Source organism: Archangium violaceum Cb vi76, from assembly GCF_000733295.1.
GTDB classification, from domain to species: domain Bacteria; phylum Myxococcota; class Myxococcia; order Myxococcales; family Myxococcaceae; genus Archangium; species Archangium violaceum.
Window position 1 is genome coordinate 36,879 of the sequence record NZ_JPMI01000213.1, and the last position, 18,548, is coordinate 55,426.

11 protein-coding genes and 1 pseudogene are annotated in these 18,548 nt (G+C 69.6%); 6 read left to right on the plus strand and 6 right to left on the minus strand.

Going from position 1 to position 18,548, the window contains the following annotated elements; all coding sequences use genetic code 11:
• Positions 1–77 precede the first annotated feature (77 nt).
• The 5 genes from Q664_RS59385 to Q664_RS27925 all read left to right on the plus strand — a co-directional run bounded on the left by Q664_RS59385 (position 78) and on the right by Q664_RS27925 (position 8,550).
• A complete protein-coding gene (locus tag Q664_RS59385) occupies positions 78–224 on the plus strand; it encodes a hypothetical protein (protein ID WP_160174520.1) in 147 nt (48 codons plus the stop codon).
• A gap of 123 nt (positions 225–347) precedes the next feature.
• The gene (locus Q664_RS52725) at positions 348–1,985 is read left to right on the plus strand and encodes an adenylate/guanylate cyclase domain-containing protein (protein WP_052518747.1); all 1,638 of its coding nucleotides are present in this window, start codon (positions 348–350) and stop codon (positions 1,983–1,985) included.
• Between the two features lie 248 nt (positions 1,986–2,233).
• Positions 2,234–4,198: a LodA/GoxA family CTQ-dependent oxidase gene (locus Q664_RS27915; protein WP_043402413.1), complete on the plus strand. Its 1,965-nt coding sequence runs from the start codon at positions 2,234–2,236 to the stop codon at positions 4,196–4,198.
• Entirely contained in the window at positions 4,195–5,325 is a 1,131-nt protein-coding gene (locus Q664_RS27920) for an FAD-dependent monooxygenase (RefSeq protein ID WP_043402416.1), read from the plus strand. Before Q664_RS27915 ends, Q664_RS27920 begins: the two co-directional genes overlap by 4 nt.
• A gap of 33 nt (positions 5,326–5,358) precedes the next feature.
• A complete protein-coding gene (locus tag Q664_RS27925) occupies positions 5,359–8,550 on the plus strand; it encodes a hypothetical protein (protein WP_043402419.1) in 3,192 nt (1,063 codons plus the stop codon).
• Positions 8,551–8,734: 184 nt separating this feature from the next.
• On the opposite strand, the gene Q664_RS27930 is transcribed toward Q664_RS27925, so the two are convergent.
• The 6 genes and pseudogenes from Q664_RS27930 to Q664_RS27950 form a co-directional block, all read right to left on the minus strand.
• The gene (locus Q664_RS27930; protein ID WP_043402422.1) at positions 8,735–9,733 is read right to left on the minus strand and encodes a hypothetical protein; all 999 of its coding nucleotides are present in this window, start codon (positions 9,731–9,733) and stop codon (positions 8,735–8,737) included.
• 198 nt (positions 9,734–9,931) lie between these two features.
• The gene (locus Q664_RS27935; RefSeq protein ID WP_043402426.1) at positions 9,932–11,281 is read right to left on the minus strand and encodes a hypothetical protein; all 1,350 of its coding nucleotides are present in this window, start codon (positions 11,279–11,281) and stop codon (positions 9,932–9,934) included.
• 147 nt (positions 11,282–11,428) lie between these two features.
• A pseudogene (locus Q664_RS55235) lies at positions 11,429–11,542 on the minus strand (hypothetical protein); the annotation flags it as partial.
• Between the two features lie 42 nt (positions 11,543–11,584).
• Positions 11,585–12,151: a hypothetical protein gene (locus Q664_RS27940; protein ID WP_235216902.1), complete on the minus strand. Its 567-nt coding sequence runs from the start codon at positions 12,149–12,151 to the stop codon at positions 11,585–11,587.
• A 45-nt stretch (positions 12,152–12,196) separates the two neighbouring features.
• Positions 12,197–14,548, minus strand: a complete 2,352-nt coding sequence (locus tag Q664_RS27945) for a BamA/TamA family outer membrane protein (RefSeq protein ID WP_043402517.1) — start codon at positions 14,546–14,548, stop codon at positions 12,197–12,199.
• A 197-nt stretch (positions 14,549–14,745) separates the two neighbouring features.
• A complete protein-coding gene (locus Q664_RS27950) occupies positions 14,746–16,134 on the minus strand; it encodes a sigma-54-dependent transcriptional regulator (protein WP_052518749.1) in 1,389 nt (462 codons plus the stop codon).
• A 255-nt stretch (positions 16,135–16,389) separates the two neighbouring features.
• Between Q664_RS27950 and Q664_RS52730 the strand changes: the two genes are divergently transcribed.
• A complete protein-coding gene (locus Q664_RS52730) occupies positions 16,390–18,546 on the plus strand; it encodes a sensor histidine kinase (protein ID WP_160174521.1) in 2,157 nt (718 codons plus the stop codon).
• Positions 18,547–18,548 lie beyond the last annotated feature (2 nt).

Genomic DNA, 18,548 nt, shown 5'->3' on the forward strand with positions numbered 1-18,548 from the left:
GGTCATCACCGCGATTCGATTGCGGCAGGAGTGAAGCATGGTGGACGCGGCACCTGGCTTGAGCTACCCCCCCGCGGATGTCCATGCGTCCACGCCCCGGCTCTGGTGTGTTGCGGCTGGAGGTGGAGCTGGGTCCCGGGGACATGCTCCTGCTGCCCGTGGGCGGGTGGCATGGGTACTCCGCGGTGGAGCCTCCTCCTCCGCCGAGAGCGCGAGCGGGCTGAGCCGCCGCGTGGATGCACTGCGTCGCGCTCAACTCCAAGGACAGCTTCCAGCCCATCTACACATGCCTGCCTGGGGGGGGGACGGCTTGCGGAACCTCCGTCAGGCGAGCGCAAGATGGGGGCGTGCGCTTTCCCTCTCCCACCGCGCCAGTCCCCTCGGAACCGTCTGCCCTGGAGCAGCGCTGCCGCGAGCTGGAGCAGCGCTGCCAGGCGCTGGAGGCCAAGGCCCGGAGCCTCGACGCCCTCAGCCGCCTGGCGTCCTCTCTGTTGCACCTCCAGACGGACATTGATGACATCCTGTGGGACGTGGCCAATAGCACCGTGGCTCACCTCGGTCTGGAGGACTGCGTCATCTACCTGCTGGACGAGGAGCGCCAGCATTTGATCCAGCGTGCGGCCCACGGCCCCAAGAACCCGGGGGCGAGGGAGATCCTCGACCCCATCCGCATCCCGGTGGGGAAGGGCATCGTGGGGACGGTGGCGGTCACCGGCAGGCCCGAGCTCATCGCCGATACGCGGAATGATTCCCGCTACATCCGGGACGACCAGATGCGGCTGTCCGAGCTGGCCGTTCCGCTCTTCTTCCGCGAGGAGGTCATCGGGGTGCTCGACTCGGAGCACTCCCGGGAGGGCTTCTTCACCGAGGAGCACCTCCACCTGCTGACCAGCATCGCGTCCATGACGGCTTCGCGCATCAGCCGCGCGCTCCTGGACGAGCAGCTCCAGGACGTGCGGCGGAGGACGGACTCCATCATCGAGTCGGCCCTGGACGCGATCATCACCGTGGACGGGAAGGGCCGCATCATTGGTTTCAACCGTGCCGCCCAGACCATCTTCCGGTGCGAGCCGCCGGCCGCGCTGCTCAAGCCCCTCTCCGTCTTCCTTCCCGGGTACGACGTCTCCCCTCCGCCCTCGGGGCTGCTCGAGCTGACGGGCATCCGCGCCGGGGGCTCGCGGTTCCCCGTGGAGGCCTCGGTCTCCCACGTTCCCGGCCGGCACGAGGTGCTCACCACGCTCATCCTCCGCGACATCTCCGAACGGCTGCGCGCCCAGCGGCAGATCGAGGAGTTCAACCAGGGACTGGAAGCCCGTATCTCCGAGCGCACCCGGCAGCTGAGCCAGGCCAATGAGCAGTCGGAGAGGCTGCTGCTCAACGTGCTGCCCCCGCCCATCGCCGAGCGGCTCAAGCGTGGCGAGCAGACCATCGCCGAGCGCTTCGAGGACGTGACGGTGTTGTTCGCGGATTTAGTGGGCTTCTCCCGGTGGGCGGCTCCCATTGCTCCCGAGGAGGTGGTCGAGGTGCTCGGCCATGTCTTCACCGTCTTCGATGCCCTCACCGAGCGCCATGGGTTGGAGAAGATCAAGACGATCGGCGATGCCTACATGGTGGTGGCGGGAGTGCCCACGCCGCGTGAGGACCATCGCGAGGCGATGGCGAGGATGGCGCTGGACATGCTGGAGGCGGTGGCGCGATTGAAGGAGGCGGGGATGGTGCTGGACGTGCGGGTGGGGATGCACAGTGGGCCGGTGGTGGCGGGCGTCATCGGCACCCGCAAGTTCGCCTATGACCTGTGGGGAGACACGGTGAACATGGCCAGCCGTCTGGAGTCGCATGGGCTTTCCGGCCGCATCCAGGTGACCGAGCCCACGCGTCTGGCCTTGCGCGAGCGCTTCGACTTCGAGCCACGGGGCGAAGTGGACATCAAGAGCATCGGGCCGGTGAGGACCTGGTGGCTGACGGGAGAACGGAGTTCACGATGACCCTCACTGAGGGTGCTGCGCACCGCGACCCTTGAGGGGCCCCGGCGCGCGGTATTCGCTCCAGCACCTGCGTCAGCTCCAGAGGGCTGACGCGTCAATCCCGTGCTCTTGACGTGTCAGCCCGGTGCCAGACGCGTCCGGCATGGAATGAAGCGCCGTGCAAGACCGCTTCCGTCCTCGGAGCCGGTCGTCTGGTGACCCGGCCACCAACTTGCAGAGCTCCCCGGTACTACCGGAGGAGCGTTGCAATGGGCACGAGTTACAAGATCCACCCCGCGGTCGGGGTGGCCCGCGTCGGGGATAGCGAGGACTACTACCTGGGGCCCGAGGTGGCGAAGGGCCTGCCCCAGGAGCGGACGGGGGGGGACGTGACCCGCTTCCGGGACGCGGACGGCGCCATCCGCCGGCAGGCGGCCCGGTTCCAGATACACACGTTCGATCCCAGCAACCCCACCGCACCGGGCAAGCGCGTCCAGCCGGGGCAGGACGGGGTGGTGGACATCGAGTGGACCGTCCATGTCGCGAACAAGAAGGCGGCCTGGTACGAGTTCCAGCAGCAGCAGGGCGCGGACGGCCGATACGACTCCAATCACCCCCTGCGCAACCCGCGCACGACGGACGAGGCTGGGCGCAAGGCGCTCATCATCGACCCGGGGCCCCGCACCGTGGCCTGCCGGGGCAGCAATCAGCACCCCCAGCGCGCGGAGTTCTCCAAGGACGACCCGCAGGGCCAGTCCTATCCCCGGACCTTCCCCAGGTCGGGCCTCATCCCCGGCAACAGCGACATCACCACGCTGGGCAGTGCCATCGCGGATGACCAGGGCTACCTGTACACGCTGGGAGGCTATGGCCGCTCCGGTACGACGGCGGTGTGGAACCTGTCCACGGGGTTGATTGACAACATCCTGAGCGACGACCCGACCCTCACCGACTCGCAGCGCAAGCGCCTCGTCGAGCTCAGGCAGGTCGCCGACCAGTGCTACGACACCCAGGACGCGCTCCTCGCCGCCATGACGATGGAGCTGGAGAAGGACAAGAACAACAGCCAGGCCGACATCCAGGAGACGGTCTCCTTCATGAAGGAGAAGGCCTACATGCAACCGCGCCTGGACACGTACGCGAACAACAACTTCTGGTGGGACGACGTGTCGGATGGGCCCGTCACCGCGACGATCATCCTGGAGAACCAGGTGCGGGTGGAGGTGCAGTTCCCCGCGTGGATGATGGTGGCGCCGCCAGCCTACGCGCCCCAGCTCCTCAACATGATCACCCTGTACGACACCCTGCGAGACACCTTCGTCACCCAGTGTGATCTGGAGCCCGAGCTCTGCAAGGGCGGCACGTTCAACGACGGCTACAAGCCGAACTTCCAGGCGGACATCCTGCCCATCCTCCAGCGCCCGTCCGACTACCAATGGGTGGCGCGCATCAACGATCAGGGCATCGACGCGCACGCGGAGCTTCCCCGGTCAGGCTCGCACAACTTCATGAAGTTCGTGCGCGACCCGCAGTCCGTCAATGACTACCCGGGCCGCATGCCGAAGATGGCGGGGGACAACCCCCTCACGCCGGACGTCCCGCGGAACTTCCTCACCCTCACGCGGACGCAGTACTTCTTCCTGAGCCAGTTCAGCCAGGGCCACTACGTCGACACGCCCCCCACGTCCACGGCGACGCCGGGCCAGCTGTTGGACCGGGGCGTGCTGGAGAACTGCGTGGGCGGGCCCTTCTGCCCGGGCATCGAGATGACGTGGATCTGCCGCGATCCACACTTCTTCATGGAGCCGTTCCGCTTCAAGCACCGCCAGGTGAGGGGCCCCGGTCTGCAATGGAACACCAACCCGCATGACGGACAAGGGCTGGAGCCGGGGGACGCCACCAAGTACATGGCCTTGCCCTGGCAGGCGGACTTCAACGAGTGCTCCAACCAGGTCGTGCAGAACACGTCCCTGTGGTGGTGGCCCTCGCAGCGGCCCTACGAGGTGAATTACGTCGACCGCAACGGAGAGTGGCAGCAGGGATACTGGACGCGCCCCTCCGACATCAACTTCGACAAAGACGAGGAGATGGTCGCCAAATGGAAGGGCCTGGGCTTCATCCTCCGCCGGCAGGACGCGCCTCCCTCCGAGCAGGGCCCGTCCAATCAGGGGGGTGATCCGCCGCCCGTGTACATCGAAGTGGAGCGCAGGCTGCCGGATGGTGACATGCCGTGAGTGCCGCCCTCTGCGACGTCGCCGTCCTCGGAGGCGGGCCCGCTGGCGCGGGAGTGGCGCTCGCCCTGCGCGCCCAGACGCATCTGTCCGTCACGCTGGTGGAGCGCACGGTCCATGATGCGCCGCGTATTGGCGAGACGCTGCCGCCGGACGCACGGCTGCCCCTGGTGAGGCTGGGGGTGTGGGACGGCTTCATGCGCGATGGGCACCTGCCCTCGCGCGGCACGGCGTCCTGCTGGGGCTCCTCCCTGGTGGGGTATCACGACACGCTGATGTCACCCTGGGGCTCGGCCTGGCATCTGGACCGGGCCCGCTTCGACGCGAGCCTGTGCGCCCAGGTCGCGGAGCGGGGCGGCACCGTCCGCACCGCCACCACGCTGACCGCTTGCGAGGAATTGGGCGCGGAGGGGTACCGGCTGCACCTGACACACCCCACGGAGGGCACCTCCACGCTGGGGGCGCGTTTCGTGGTGGACGCGACCGGTTGGAAGGCGGCCTTCGCCATGGCCCAGGGCGCGCGGCGGTGGGTGGTGGACCGCTGCTTCGCCCTGTACGGAGACTTCCGCCTGCGGGCGGGCATGGCCTTCAGCACGCAGGCGCTGGTGGAAGCATGCCCGGAGGGCTGGTGGTACTCCGCGCTGCTGCCCGGCGGCCGCGTCGTGGTCGCGCTGGTGGGGGACGGGGACTCTCTGCGGGGCGTGCACCCGCGTGCCCCGGAGGAGTGGTTGTCATTGCTGGCGCGCACCCGCGCCACCCGCGAGCGGCTGGAGGCGTGTGACTTCACCGGAGAGCCGCTGCGGGCAGTGCCGGCGCCCGTGAGCCTGCTGGATCGGCCTCACGGGGAGCGCTGGCTGGCGGTGGGCGATGCGGCGTGCACGTATGATCCGCTGTCGTCCCAGGGGATCTCCAAGGCGCTCGGCTCCGCGCTGCTGGCGGCCGAGGCACTTCAGCGGCAACTGCGGGGCCGCCCGAACGCGCTCGACGCCTACGCGGCCCAGGTACACCAGGGCTTCGCCGGGCACCTGCGGACACGGGACCACTACTACCGCCAGGAGCGGCGGTGGCCCGACGCCCCCTTCTGGCGCAACCGGCGTGAGGCCCTGGCCTCGAGCGCCCTGGCCGCGTGACGGCCGCCTCTTCACCTCAACTGGAATGGATCCATGAAGACAAGTCAGCAACGATATCTCCTGCTCGCGCTGGGAGGCGTGAGCGCCCTGACGGTGGCGGTGGCCCTGGTGGGGCAGGGGAGGAAGGACTCTCCGGCATCGGGCTCCAGCCCGCCGCCCGTCGTCAGCCAGGCCGTGGGCTCGTCGCTCGCGGTCAAGGTCACCTCGGCTCCCACGCCGGGGACCGTACCGCCGCCCTATCCCGTCTTTCCCCATGGCAACAAGCTGACCCAACCGCTGGCGGAGAACGACCCCCAGGCCCAGAAGTTCCTCGACTTCTATGCCAGACAGGGCGGCGTCGGCTTCCCATCCCTGACCCGGGGATCGCTCACCGCGCTGCCCGACCGGACCCTGGACATCGCGCACAACGGATTGAACCTGGGCAGCCAGCGGTTCAACTCGTCGCTGGTGTGCCAGTCCTGTCATGACGCGGACTGGCTGGCCAACAGCGACATCACGCCGCCTGACGACGCCCCGTCCACCTACAAGGCCCTGCCCACCATGGCCTTCTGGCAGATGCCCACCGTGGATAAGTTCTGGGACGACAACACGCCGCCATCCTTCCTGGATCCCCAAGCGGCCCTGCCGCTCGCGGCGAACTGGTCTCCCTTCGGCGACTGGAGCGCGTCCGTGAAGGCCCTGGCGGGTCGCGATCCCATCTTCCTCGCGCAGGTGGAGACCACGCGGAGCCTGTCGCCCCACCAGCCCGACTCGGTGGACAACCTCTGTCTGCGCTGCCACTCCCCCCTGGCCCAGCGCCAGGCGGCGAGCTCGCACCGGCCCTTCACTCACGACCTGTTGTACGCGACGCCAGAGAATTCCAAGGAGGACCCGCAGAAGGCGGTGCTGGGCGCGCTGGGGCGCGACGGCATCTCATGCAGCGCGTGTCACTCCGTGGCGCCCGACGGCGGGCAGCCCTGGAACGGCACCGATTACGCGGCCTTCTACGGCACCACGAGCGGCACCCTCTTTGGCGACAATCTGACGGCCCGCCTCAAGACGCGGGCGGATACCGTCCAGCCACCGCCGTTCCCCTTCACGTCGTCCATGAACCTGCACCCGGGCACCATCGTGGGCCCGGACAAGCACCTCAACACGCAGCCCATGGCCGCCGCGGGCCTCAGCCTGGAGACGGCCGCCACCGTGGGCGGGCACAGCTACCTGCGCGACTCCCTGGTGTGCGGCTCGTGCCATGTCGTCATCCTGCCCAGGGTGCCCACCAATTACCGGGCCTCGATGCCCATCGCGGAGGCGGAAGCCCACGGCGCCTACGAGCGCCCCGCGAGCTGCCCGCCCGGCCAGACGACCTTCAGCGGCTCCGCCGACTTCCTGTCCGACCCCTGTGTGGAGCTGGCCTATGAACAGACCACCTATTTCGAGTGGCTCAACAGCGGCTATGCCCCCTCCACGGCCACCTGCATGACGTGCCACATGCAGATCACCGCGCCGGATTCGCCCTATGACGGCAGCATGAAGGTGGCGCAGCAGAACGATGCCCTGGCGGCCTTCTACCGGGACAACACGTCCCTGCCACCCCGGCAGTACAACCGTCACACGCTGCTGGGCATCAACCTGTTCGTCCACGAGATGTTCCAGCAGTTCCCTGACGTGCTGGGCCTGGACTTCTACGCCCAGCAGGACTCGCGCGTGCCGCCGTACCTCCAGAGCCCGGAGATCCGCGAGCGCACCCCCAACCTCGTCACCAACCCCGGCGCGGAGGACGGGCCGAGCGCGGATCTGAAGGCCGACGGATGGACGCCGGACCCGGGGCAGACGGTCACGGTGGCGTCGCGGGCACAGGGACTGTCCCAGCAGACCATCAAGCCCAGCCATGGCGCGGAGTTCTTCCAGCTCAGCGGCGGCGCGACGTTGACCGTCGACGTGTCCGCGTACCAGGGTCTCATCGACAAGGCGGCGGGCGCGGCGACCGTCCTGTGGGGCGCCACCACCTACTGCGATGGTGTCGTGCCCTGCGGCACGCTGGCGTTGCAGCGGAAGTCCGCCCAGGGGACCTGGACGGCCACGAGCGGCTCCATCCCCATGAATGCGACCCAGCAGCGCTGGCTCGGTGTGCAGGTGGCGAGCCCCACCCCGATTCCCGCCGGGACGAGCGCGCTGCGCCTGGCCTTCCAGCCCGGCCGCGAGCTGAAGGTGGACGACGTGTTCCTCGCGCTGAAGTTCCCGGATGGCTCGGTGGCGCCGCTGAAGGACGGGACTCGTGGCTACACCTTCGCGCAGAACCTGCTCAACGCCGAGCAGTCCATCCTGGACCTGGCGGTGAACACCGCGCAGGGCGTCTTCGATCCGACGCAGCCCGCGGTCCTGGTGTCCGTGGCCACGCCCACGGAGAGCGGCGGCATGCTGAGCGTGCCCGTCACCGTCACCAGCAACGTGGGACACAAGTTCCCCAGCGGCGCGGGCTTCCGCCGGGCGTTCCTCCAGTTCGAGGTGCTGGACGCGTCCGGCAAGGTGCTCTGGGCCTCCGGTCAGCCCAACGCGCTGGGCGTCATCTGCAATGGTGTGTGCAAGCCGGATGACAGCGCGCTGCTGGCGAGCGAGTTCACCACCGACCCGTCCAAGCTCCAGCCGAACCATCAGGTCATCACCCAGCAGGACCAGGCGCAGATCTACGAGCTGCGCGCGGTGGATGACTACAACCTCCTCACCAGCCTGGAGCTCCAGCAGTTCAGGGAGGTGAAGGACAACCGCCTGCTCCCCGAGGGGTGGGTCTCCCCGGCCCAGCGCAAGGCGGACGAGATGCTGCTCGGCCTGAGCCTCAAGCAGCTCGCGAGCCTCACCGAGCCGCTCAGCACCGTACTGGGGGCCAACGACACGAGCGTGTCCGGTGACCCGGATTTCAACACCTCGCCCGCGAAGGGCACGGACCACATCACCTATCAGGTGAAGCTGTCCGAGGTGAGCGGGTGGAAGTCCATCCGGGTGCGGATGAACTACCAGACCATTCCGCCGTCCTACCTGAACGCCCGCTTCCGGGACTCGCTGCGGGATGCCCAGGGCAAACCCAAGCAGCCGGGGCCCGCGATGCAGCGGCTCATCTACATGAGCAGCCACCTGAACACGAAGACGTCGCTGACGTACAAGCCCCAGGGCCAGGGCGCGCAGCAGGTGGACTTCATGAACAACTGGTCCATGGTGTTGAGTGAAGCCACCGTGACGAAGAACTAGGCACGCGGGACGGGTTGGAGCCTGGCGGCCATCGGGAGTGGGCAACGCGCCCGCCCCCGGTGGCCGCTTCGTCGTGTCATGGGAGCCCCGCGGCGCGGGCGGGCCGCGGGCATGAGAAAAGCGGCCATCGGTGACGGTCGGACAACCCGTCCCGATGGCCGCTTCGAGATGCCGCGCGGGTGGCTCAGCGGCCCACGGTGACGTGTGAGCCGAGCACGATGCCGCGCTTGCCGCGCATCATCAGTGCGAGCTCCGGCGGCGCACCGAGCCGCTCGGGCGTGTGGAGCCGCTGGAAGAACCGGCTGCTGTCGTCGACGTAGTGCATGACCTTGAGCTTGATCTGGAATCCCGGCGGGGGCCTGGTGCCATTGGCCCAGTACGAGTAGATGATGTTCGTCTCGTAGTTGGCGGGAACGTCGCAGGTGACGGACGTGTTCCAGCTTCCCTCGTTGTCCGGCACGGTCGTCTTCTCCAGGACGATGTGCTTGCCGCCGGTGACGGGCGTGCCGGAGGAGAAGGCGACGCTGGCGCCGCCCGGGACGTTGGTGCACTCGAGCTGGAACACCATACGTCCGGCATCCTGGCCCTGGGCGTAGGCCACCGACGTGTCGAAGGTGGGCGCGTTGACGTCCGTGAGGCTGACGTTGCGCCAGCCGAAGCCCGGGTGGTTGAGGATGAAGTCGGTCATGTCACTGTAGCTGCCCACCACGGGGATCTCGTTCGGGTGCTCTTTGGTGGAGACCCGGGAGATGAGGCAGTAGTGGTCGTTGCTGATGGCGGACGGCTCCCAGACGAACGGGTTGTCCGTCACGGCGATGTCGCCTGTCTTGCTGGCCTGGACGTAGACCCCGGTCTGCTGATCGCTGGTCTTGAGCTGGTTGTTCTGCCACTTGTTGGGATAGAGCACCAGGCTGGCCGGCGTGTAGTACAGCGACACCGTCCCGCCCTCCGCGCCTTGGGCGAGGTTCTTCATGCGCAGGTAGATGTAGTTCGGGCCGCCCGTCACCAGATTCTGTCCCACGTCCTGGTCGTAGTTGCTGGCGAAGTGGGCCTGCGGATTGGAGACGGGGTAGATGCCGGAGGGGATGATGTCCGGCGACTCGTAGGCCAGCGGAGGCGACGGAACCTCCCCGTGGTCCTTCAGGTTGGTGCGGAAGAACAAGTCGTCATACTGGGTGGCCATGAGCGCTCTCCTGGTGGATGGGAATGACATCCGCGAGCGAATGGATTCCGCGCGGACTCAGGGCCTTCAATGCATCCACCAGGCCAATGACCTGCACGCCCAACCGGGCGAGAAGCATGGGACGTCCCCACGCTACGGCCTCGCTGACACGTCAGGACCGGACGTTGACGCGTCAAGCCTCCCCGGGTTGTCGGGGGCTCAGCTCATCTCGGCGCGGACGCCCTCGAGCATGCCGGCCTCGGCCTCGCGGTAGACGGAGCCCGGCTCCAACACGGGCTGCCCCGGGGCGACGAGCGACTGGATGGCCCCCTCGAAGGGGGCGCCGGGGAAGTGTGTGCGCACCCAGCCGCTGCCCGGTTGGCGCAGGTCGGCCTCGGGGACCCAGGCACTCGTGCCCGTCCACGAGTCGTGGATGAGGAGCTCCCTCCCGGACTCACCGTCCCGCATGGCCGTGGCGCTCATCCAGTGGCCGGCGAGGCCGATGGCCACGGGCTTGCCCTCGGCGAGCTGCGTGGTGAGCGCGTCCACCGCCTGGCTCCGGTTGTGGGGTTGGATCTCCGTGGCCTCGCCGCCGAAGCGCTCGCTCACCTGGCGCTTCATCATGTACGTGCCCCAGCCCTGCGTGGTGCCGCCCGGCCGCGTGCCGAGCGTGAAGCGGTTCTCCGGATCCGAGCGGAGCACCGCGCCCTCGTACTCCGCGCGCTCCTGGGGGGACATGGCCGCGAGTTGGGCCGCGCGCTCCGGGTCCACCGCGGCCTCCATGGACATGAGGGCGTTGGCGCCGCAGGTGTTGTTCCACGCCTGGGGTGCATTGCCCGCGGGGTTGGTGGCCCCTTGCGTGCTGGTGGGCCTGGCTTCCGGGCTCCCCGGCCAGGTTCCCTCCGCGAAGGCCAGCTCGGGCGTGGTGTGTCCGATATAGGGGCCGGACTCCTCGGAGAGCTGGCCGATGGACGAGAGGTGCACGCCCGGGGCGCCGGGGTAGCCGGAGGTGATGACCTCGGGGGTGCCATCCGCCGCCGTGTTGCCGGTGGCGATGCAGATGTGTCCATCCATGTCGTTCTTCTCGTCGGCTCCGAAGAAGACGATGTCGCCCGCGCGCAACGGAATGCCCGAGTCCGGCGGCACTATCTTCCCGTTCGCCTCGAGACCGTTGAAAGCGCCAATGGCGTTGTTGGTGCCACTGGCGAAGTTGATCTCGGGAGAGCGCGCGGCGGTCTGGTGGATGGCGTACGCACCCTTCACGAAGTCGAGGCACTGCTCGTCGTAGCCGGTATTGCCCAGTCGTTCGTTGGCCCAACCGAGGGCCGTGGCCGGGCTTCCATCACGCACCACCGGGCCCTGCACCGGGGCGGGCGTGCCTCCGCTGAGGTCCACCAGCGGGGCGGCGTTGCTGGCCGCCTCGAAGACGCTCTGGGCCGTGCTCGCGGCATTCTGGGCCGCGGACGTCACCTGGTCGCTCACCGTCTTCGCTATCTCCTTGGCGGTGTTGACCACCTGGGTGGCCGTCTGGAAGAGAGAGGAAACACCGGGGCGGATGGTACCGGACATGCGGAGCCTCCTGGAGCGTGGGCACTGTCCTCCATCATGCCACGTTTTCCTGACTGCCCCCACGGCCCGCTGCGCGCGTGGCGGTCAGGGGTGCTCCGGCGGGGCGGTGTTGCTTCCCGCCCCACCGCGACCAACCAGACTTCAGGGACCTTGCACCCGCACGGGTGTCAGGCGGCTGCTCGTGGTGCCATCTCCCAGTTCGCCGGAGGAATTCTGGCCCCAGGCCCACAGCGGGCCGTTCGAGCGCACCACCAGCGAGTGCAGGCAGCGGCTTGACCGCCGCCAAAAACTGCGAAACTCGAACTAAGGGCGCTGGACGAAGCAGCGGCCCTCGGCCCGGCGCGTGAGATCCTCGGCCACCGTGCGCAGCAGGCCCCGTGTCAGCGCCGAGCGCTGTGCCTCCGTCTTCTCCCCCTGCGTGAGCCACTGCGCCACCTTCCCCAGGCTCGCCGCCGTCACCACCTGTAGCCGGACTCCCACCTCAACTTCGAAGCTGGCATCGGCCTCCGGCTCTTCCTCCAGCGTCCACGCCACCCGCTCCAGCTCCAGCGTCCCCACGCCCGCCAGCGGCCTGCCGTCCAGCACCCAGCGGCCCTCCTTCGCCGAGTACGCCAGCACCTGTGTCAGCCTCGCCGCGTCCATCCGCTCGGAGAACCACAGCGGCCGGCGCCGCAGCAGCGTCAGCTCCAACTCCAGACGCCCCGCCAGCCCCAGCCGCATCAACCGCTCCAGCTCGGGCGCCACCAGCGCGAGCGCCTCGGGCCGTACCGTCACGCGCCGCCCCGCCCGCGCCGCCGAGCACGTCACTTTCGGCGCCTCCTCGCCCCGGGCCGTGGGCGCGAGCAGACCCAGCGCGGCCACCAGCGCCACGCCGGGTCTTCTCCGTCTGCTCGTGCCAGTTGACCGCATGGTGTCTCAGAAGGGCCGGACGAAGAGCAGCCGCGCCTCGGGGCTGATGGTCGCGCGCTCGTCCGTGCGCCAGGCCACCGACAGGTGCACCGAGTCCCCGAAGTACACCTGCGCGCCCACGCCCAGCTTCGGATCCATCCAGCCCAGCTCCTTCCGCTGCACCGTGCCCACGTCCGCGAAGACTCCAATGAAGCTCCACCGGTACTCCGCGCTCGCCAGCAGCGAGGCGTCCCCGCGGAACTCCTTGAAGGCGTAGCCGCGCAGCGCGCTCCACCCGCCCAGGGCCTCCTGCTTCTGCAGGGGCAGGTCCTGGCCGCCCGCCGCGCGCACGCGCAGCCGCAGGCCGTCATCGTGGCCGGTGTTCACGTACAGCACGTTGTCACTCACCACCTTCCAGAAGCGGTACTCCGCGCCACCGCCCAGCTCGGGGCTGCCCACCTCCACCGTCAGCAGGCTGCGCAATGCCGTCCGCTCCGGCCAATCCCAGCCGTGCCGCACCAGGGACAGCTCGGGGTTGCGGAAGAGCGGGCCCGTGCGCTCGGCCCGCTTCTCGTCGCTCGCGTACTCGAGGCGTCCCACCACCGACGTCATCCGTCCCTCGTCCACCAGCGGGTTGGGGAAGGGGGCCGAGTCACGCCGGAAGAGCGAGAAGGGCGGCGAGAAGCTCACCAGCGAGTCATACGTGTCCCGGCGGTACTCCGCTCCCACCCGCCACTGCGGCGAGAGGCGCCAGGTGGCGAAGCCCGTGAAGCCCTTGCGCCGGAAGTACTCCGAGTCCGGGCGGTTGAGCAGCGCGGAGTAGATGTACGAGTCGATGGCTCCCATCCGCCACCGGTCGTTGGTGTCCGTGAAGTCGTAGAGCTGGACGCCCACTTCCGCGAGCCGCACCGCCGGCACCTCCACCTTCGCCCCCACCAGCCAGTTGAGCCGCCGCTGGAAGGCCGTGCGCTCCGGGTCGCCCGGAATGCGCTGGCCGCCCCAGCGCAGGGGAATGGTCAGCGCCCCGTCCAGTGTCACGTGGGCCCGATTGTGCACGTCCCACAGCTTGAGCGAGCCCGACAGGCCGGGCGCGAAGCCCGTCACCTGTGTGTGCATGGGGATGAGCTCCGCGTTGAAGCTGGAGCCCCTCGGGCGCACGTGCACCACCACACGGCGGCCCACCGCGGTGATGGCCTCGTCCCCGGAGTCGCGCGTCCAACTCTCCGCCAGCTCCTCCCAGGACAGCTCCACGTCGTCGTCCCCGTGCTCGTGCTTCTTTTCGCGCCGCTTCTCCTCCACGGGCCGGTAGCTCCTCCCGCCGTTCTCCTCGCGCACCTCCTCGAAGCGCGTGTCCGGCCTGGACTCCGTCTCCACGTCCTTCAGCTTGAGGAAGGGCATCTCCAGCTCCAGGCGCTCCTCCGCCCGGCGCAGATCGCTGCGCAGCAGGACGTCGCCGGGCTTGATGCCCATCACCTCGCGCACCCGCGCCGCCACGTCCTCCTCCACGCCCCGCACCTCCACCGCCTCCACCTTGCCCTCGTCCACCCTCAGCCGCAGCTGCCCCTCCGGCGTCAGCGTGGCGTCGAGGCGCGCGAGCAGGTAGCCCTCGTCCTCGATCTCATCCTGTGCGCGCTCCAGCGCCTCCGGCAGGCCCTTCCACACGATGCCCGGGTGGAACTGGCCCTCGTCATCGAACCAGGCCAGCAGCTCCTTCGGCGGGTCCGGCTCCAGGCACTTCCGGGAGGAGATGTGTACCCGGATTCCCTCCTTCCCGAGGCGCACGTTGGCCACCGTGTCGTCGTCGTCATCGTCATCGTCGTCGCCGTCCTCGTGGGAGGAGGCGGACGGTGGCAGCCGGAACAGTTGCTCCTGGACGTCCTGGAGTTCGTCCTTCTGCAGGCCGGTGATGTCCACGCTCGTGACGTGGGGCTGCTCCTCCAGCGCCACCACCAGCACCGGTGTCGAGCCCTCCGAGAGCCGCACCGTGGGCGTCACCTTCGTGAACAGCCCCGTGCGCGCCAGCCGCTCGAGCAGGAGGGCCGCCTGCTCCGGGGAGAGCGTGCCCTTCTCCGGAACGTGAGCCAGTGCGCGCACCACCGGCTCGGGGATGCGCTGGAGTCCCTCGAGCTTCACGTCCGACAGCGCGCGGTTCTCCCCGTTGACGCTCAGCCGCAGCGCGCCGAGCACCTCGGAGTCCGACTCGCTGTCCGCCTCGGCCAGGCAGGGATCTTCTGGTGGCTGTGACGGTGGCGCCTGCTGGGCGGCGGGCGGAGGCGTCGTGCCGTCCTTGCCGGAGGGCTCGGGGGTCTGGGGCGCGGCGATGCCCTGGGCGTTGGCCGCGAGTGACAGGAAGCAGAGAAGGTGTGCGATGCGGTTCATGCGGGACGGGAAGAGCATGAGGCGTTCCAGGCCGGCGGACGCTGCAAGTGCGCGAAACCACAGGGGGCCGCTCCGCTTGGAGGATGTCATCTCCACATCCTGATGTCGCGGGGTGATGTGCGGATGACATCGCGGCCGTGGCCGTGGCCCGCGAGGTGTTGAGCGCGTTGCGTGAGCACTGAGGAGACGGCCTCCTCTCACGTGGCGGGGATGCCGAGCGCCTTGAGGCGGCGGTGGAGGTTGCCCCGGTCCACCTGGAGCAGGCGCGCCGCCCCGGCGATGCTGCCTCCTTCCTCCAGCGCCGCCTTGATGAGCGTGCGCTCGAAGTCGTCCACGTGCTCGCGGTAGCTCTTCTGCCCGAGCACCAGCCGCGCGGGGGCCGCCGCCGTCAGCGCCGCCGCGCCCGTGAGCGACTCGGGGGTCAACGAGAGCGGACCCTGGCCTCGCAGAAGGTTCTGGCGCTCGATGTAGTTGCGCAGCTCGCGCACGTTGCCGGGCCAGGGCCAGGCGCGCAGGGCCTCCTCGGCGCCGGGCGCCAGCACCAGTGGCACGTTCGGCCCGGCCAGCTCCGCCGCGAAGGCACGCGCCAGCGGGAGGATGTCCTCGGGCCGCTCGCGCAGGGGGGGCAGGGTGAGCGGCAGCACGTTGAGCCGGAAGTAGAGGTCCTGCCGGAAACGCCCCTCGCGCACCGCGAGCGCCAGGTCCCGGTGCGTGGCCGCCAGGATGCGCACATTCACGGCGATGGGCATCCCTCCGCCCAGCCGCTCCACCTCCTTCGTCTCCAGCACGCGCAGCAGCTTCGCCTGTAGCTCCAGCGGCATGTCCCCCAGCTCGTCGAGGAACAGCGTGCCGCCGTGTGCCTGCTCGATGCGGCCGAGCCTCCGCGCCGTGGCGCCCGAGAAGGCCCCGCGCTCGTGGCCGAACAGCTCGCTCTCCAGCAGCGTGGAGGGGATGGCGGCGCAGTTGACCGCCACCAGCCGCCCCTTGCGTCCGGAGGCCAGGTGCAGCGCCCGCGCCACGCGCTCCTTGCCCGTGCCCGTCTCTCCGGTGATGAGGATGGCCGCGTCGCTCGGGCCCACGCGGGCGATGAGCGTGCGCAAGGACTCCATGGCCGGGCTGTCCCCCACCAGGTGCCCGGGCCGGGCCAGCTCCTCGCGCAACCGCTGCTGTTCCTCGCGCAGCTCGCTCAGCACCAACGCGTTGCGCAGCGCGGTGAGCAGCCGCTCGGGCGAGGGCGGCTTCTCCACGAAGTCGGTGGCTCCCAGCTTCAGGGCCTGCACGGCTTCCGCGGGGGAGGCCTCGCCGGAGAGCACCACCACTGGCACGGGAAGCGGCCGGGGCAGCCGCGCGAGCAGCTCCAGCCCCGTCTCTCCGGGCATGCGCAGGTCCAGCACCATCAACGCTGGAGGCTCGCCGGGCGCGTCGAGCAGACGCACGGCCTCGGCGGCGGAGCGGGCTTCCACGGGGGAGAAGCCCTCATCGGAGAGCAGGCCCCGCAGACCCTTGAGGACACCAGGGTCGTCATCCACCAGGAGGATGCGCGGGCCGGAGGTCTGGGAGCGCGGGGCGGCGAGAGGGGCGTTCACGGGCCCAGCGTAGCGCACGGCCGAGCCGGGGCCGTGGCGGGGGAGTGGGGGGCGGGCCGCTCCCTGTTTCTCCCAGGAGTGGGTGGATAAGGTACGGCATGGGGGCATGGCGGGCTTTTCGGCTCGAGCAGGCGTGCATGGCGCTCCCCTGCTTGCTTACGCTCCCACCGGACCTTCCCCTGGGAGGTGGGACAGATGCTGGAGCTCGAGTTGCCATCCGTGCCTGGCGCCAGTCTGGAGAGACCAGGCCTCCTCTTGTCCCTTCTGCGCTCACGCAGCCAGTTCCTCGGGCGGATGAGCCGCGAGCTGGCCTCGTGCGCCTCTCGGGAGGAGGTGTTCCGCTGCCTCGGCCGGGGGGTGATGCCGGAGCTGGGCGACTGGTGTGACCTGGACGTGCTCCAGGACGGCGTGCTCCAGCGGGTCGCGGCCTTCCGGGCTCCCCATGGCGAGCTCCATGGCCCTCGGGGAAGCGCTCCCTCGTTGCTGGCCCGGCGGGTGGCGCGTTCGGGCCGTTCCGAGTTCCTCCAGGGGCCCGATGAGCAGGTGGCGGTCCTCCTGTCCTCGAGCGAGGAGGAGCTCCCCCGCATTCAGGCCGCGGAGCCGCTGGACTGCATGGCGGTGCCCCTGCGGTCCCGTGGAGCGCTCGTCGGGGTGCTCTCCTTCGCCTCGCGCGAGCCGCGGCTGCACCTGGACGAGGACGCGCTGGCGCTCGCCGAGGACCTGGCCGGGTGTGTGGCGCTCGCGCTCGAGACGGACCGGTTGCGCCAGGAGTTGGAGCGGACCCGCTACCACGCCCAGCGTCAGGCCGCGGATTTCCAGACGCTGCTGGACGTCATCCCCGTGGGCATCGGCATCGCCTATGACCAGGAGTGCCGGCACATCCTGCAGAACGCCTGGTTCGCGCGGGTGCACGGCCTGCCGCTCGAGAGCAACATCTCGCTCAGCGCCCCGGACGGCGAGCGCCAGCCCATCCGCTACCTCGACGAGAAAGGTCATGCGCTCACTCCCGAGGAGCTGCCCATGCAACGGGCGGCGGCGACGGGCCGGGAGGTGCTCGACGTGGAGCTGGAGCTCGAGGTCAACGGACAGCGGCGGGGCACGCTCGTCATCTCCGCGGTGCCGCTCTTCGACGAGGCGCACCGCTCCCGCGGCGCCATTGGCACCATCCAGGACGTCACCGCGCGCAAGCGGGCCACGGAGGCGCAGCGCTTCCTGGCCGAGTCCAGCGCGGCGCTCTCCTCGTCGTTGGACCAGGAGCAGACCTCACGCACGTTGGTGCGTCTATGCGTCCCCGCGCTCGCCAACGTGGCGGCGTTCTGTGGCTGGCGGCCGGATGGGACGCTCGGGATGCTGACGGTGACGCACGCGGACCCCGCGCTCCAGCACATCGCCGATGAGGTGGCCCGCACCTTCGCCATTCCCGAGGGTCATCCCATCCACGAGGCCATGACGACGGGACGGCCCCGCCTCATCCCCGTGCTCAAGGAGGTGGATAGCTGGTACGCGGGCGGGGAGGCGCAGCGGCAGGGCCCGTGCCATTCGCTCGGCGTGCACTCGGTGATGCTCATTCCGCTCACCACCCCGCAGGGCGTGGTCGGAGTGCTCCTGCTGGGCTCGCCGGAGCGGGTCTGCACCGAGGACGACTTCACCTTCGCCAAGGAGTACGCCGCCCACGCCACCTACGCCATCGACAACGCGCGGCTCTACCGCGAGGCCCGGGAGGCCATCGCCCTGAGAGACGAGTTCCTCGGCATCGCCGGCCATGAGCTGCGCACGCCGCTCACGGCGCTGCAGCTCGGGCTCCAGCGGCTCGTCCGCGAGAGCGCCACGCCGGGAGACCCCACGCGGTTGTCCAAGTGGGTGGTCACGTGCCAGCGCCAGGGCGAGCGTCTGGGCCGGCTGGTGGGAGATCTGCTGGACGTGAGCCGCATCACCTCGGGCCGCCTGCCGATGGTGCTCGAGGAGATGGACCTGTCGGCGCTCGTGGAGGAGGTGGCGGCGCGCATGGGGCCGGAGCTGGAGAAGGTGCGCTGTCCGCTCGTGCTGAAGCTGCGGTCACCGCTCCCCGGACGGTGGGATCGCTCGCGGCTGGATCAGGTGCTGACGAATCTGCTCGGCAACGCGATGAAGTACGGGCAGGGCCGGCCCATCGAGGTCTCCGCCATGGCCACGCCCGAGGGGGTGTGCGTGCGCGTCCGGGACGAGGGCATCGGCATCTCCCCGGAGGACCAGGCACGCATCTTCGGGCGCTTCGAGCGGGCCGTGTCCGAGCGGCACTACGGCGGGCTGGGGTTGGGGCTGTGGATTTCGCGGCAGATCGTCACCCAGCTGGGCGGTCACATCCGCGTGGAGAGCACGCAGGGCCAGGGCTCGAGCTTCACGGTCGAGCTTCCGAGGTGGGTGGAGGACTGAGG

What these genes read in the sequence shown, in the direction of transcription:
- Q664_RS27915 (WP_043402413.1), top strand. Translation starts at nt 2,234, where the DNA reads ATGGGCACGAGTTACAAGATCCACCCCGCGGTCGGGGTGGCCCGCGTC.
- Q664_RS59385 (WP_160174520.1), top strand. Translation starts at nt 78, where the DNA reads ATGTCCATGCGTCCACGCCCCGGCTCTGGTGTGTTGCGGCTGGAGGTG.
- Q664_RS27930 (WP_043402422.1), bottom strand. Translation starts at nt 9,733, where the DNA reads ATGGCCACCCAGTATGACGACTTGTTCTTCCGCACCAACCTGAAGGAC.
- Q664_RS27925 (WP_043402419.1), top strand. Translation starts at nt 5,359, where the DNA reads ATGAAGACAAGTCAGCAACGATATCTCCTGCTCGCGCTGGGAGGCGTG.
- Q664_RS27935 (WP_043402426.1), bottom strand. Translation starts at nt 11,281, where the DNA reads ATGTCCGGTACCATCCGCCCCGGTGTTTCCTCTCTCTTCCAGACGGCC.
- Q664_RS27945 (WP_043402517.1), bottom strand. Translation starts at nt 14,548, where the DNA reads ATGAACCGCATCGCACACCTTCTCTGCTTCCTGTCACTCGCGGCCAAC.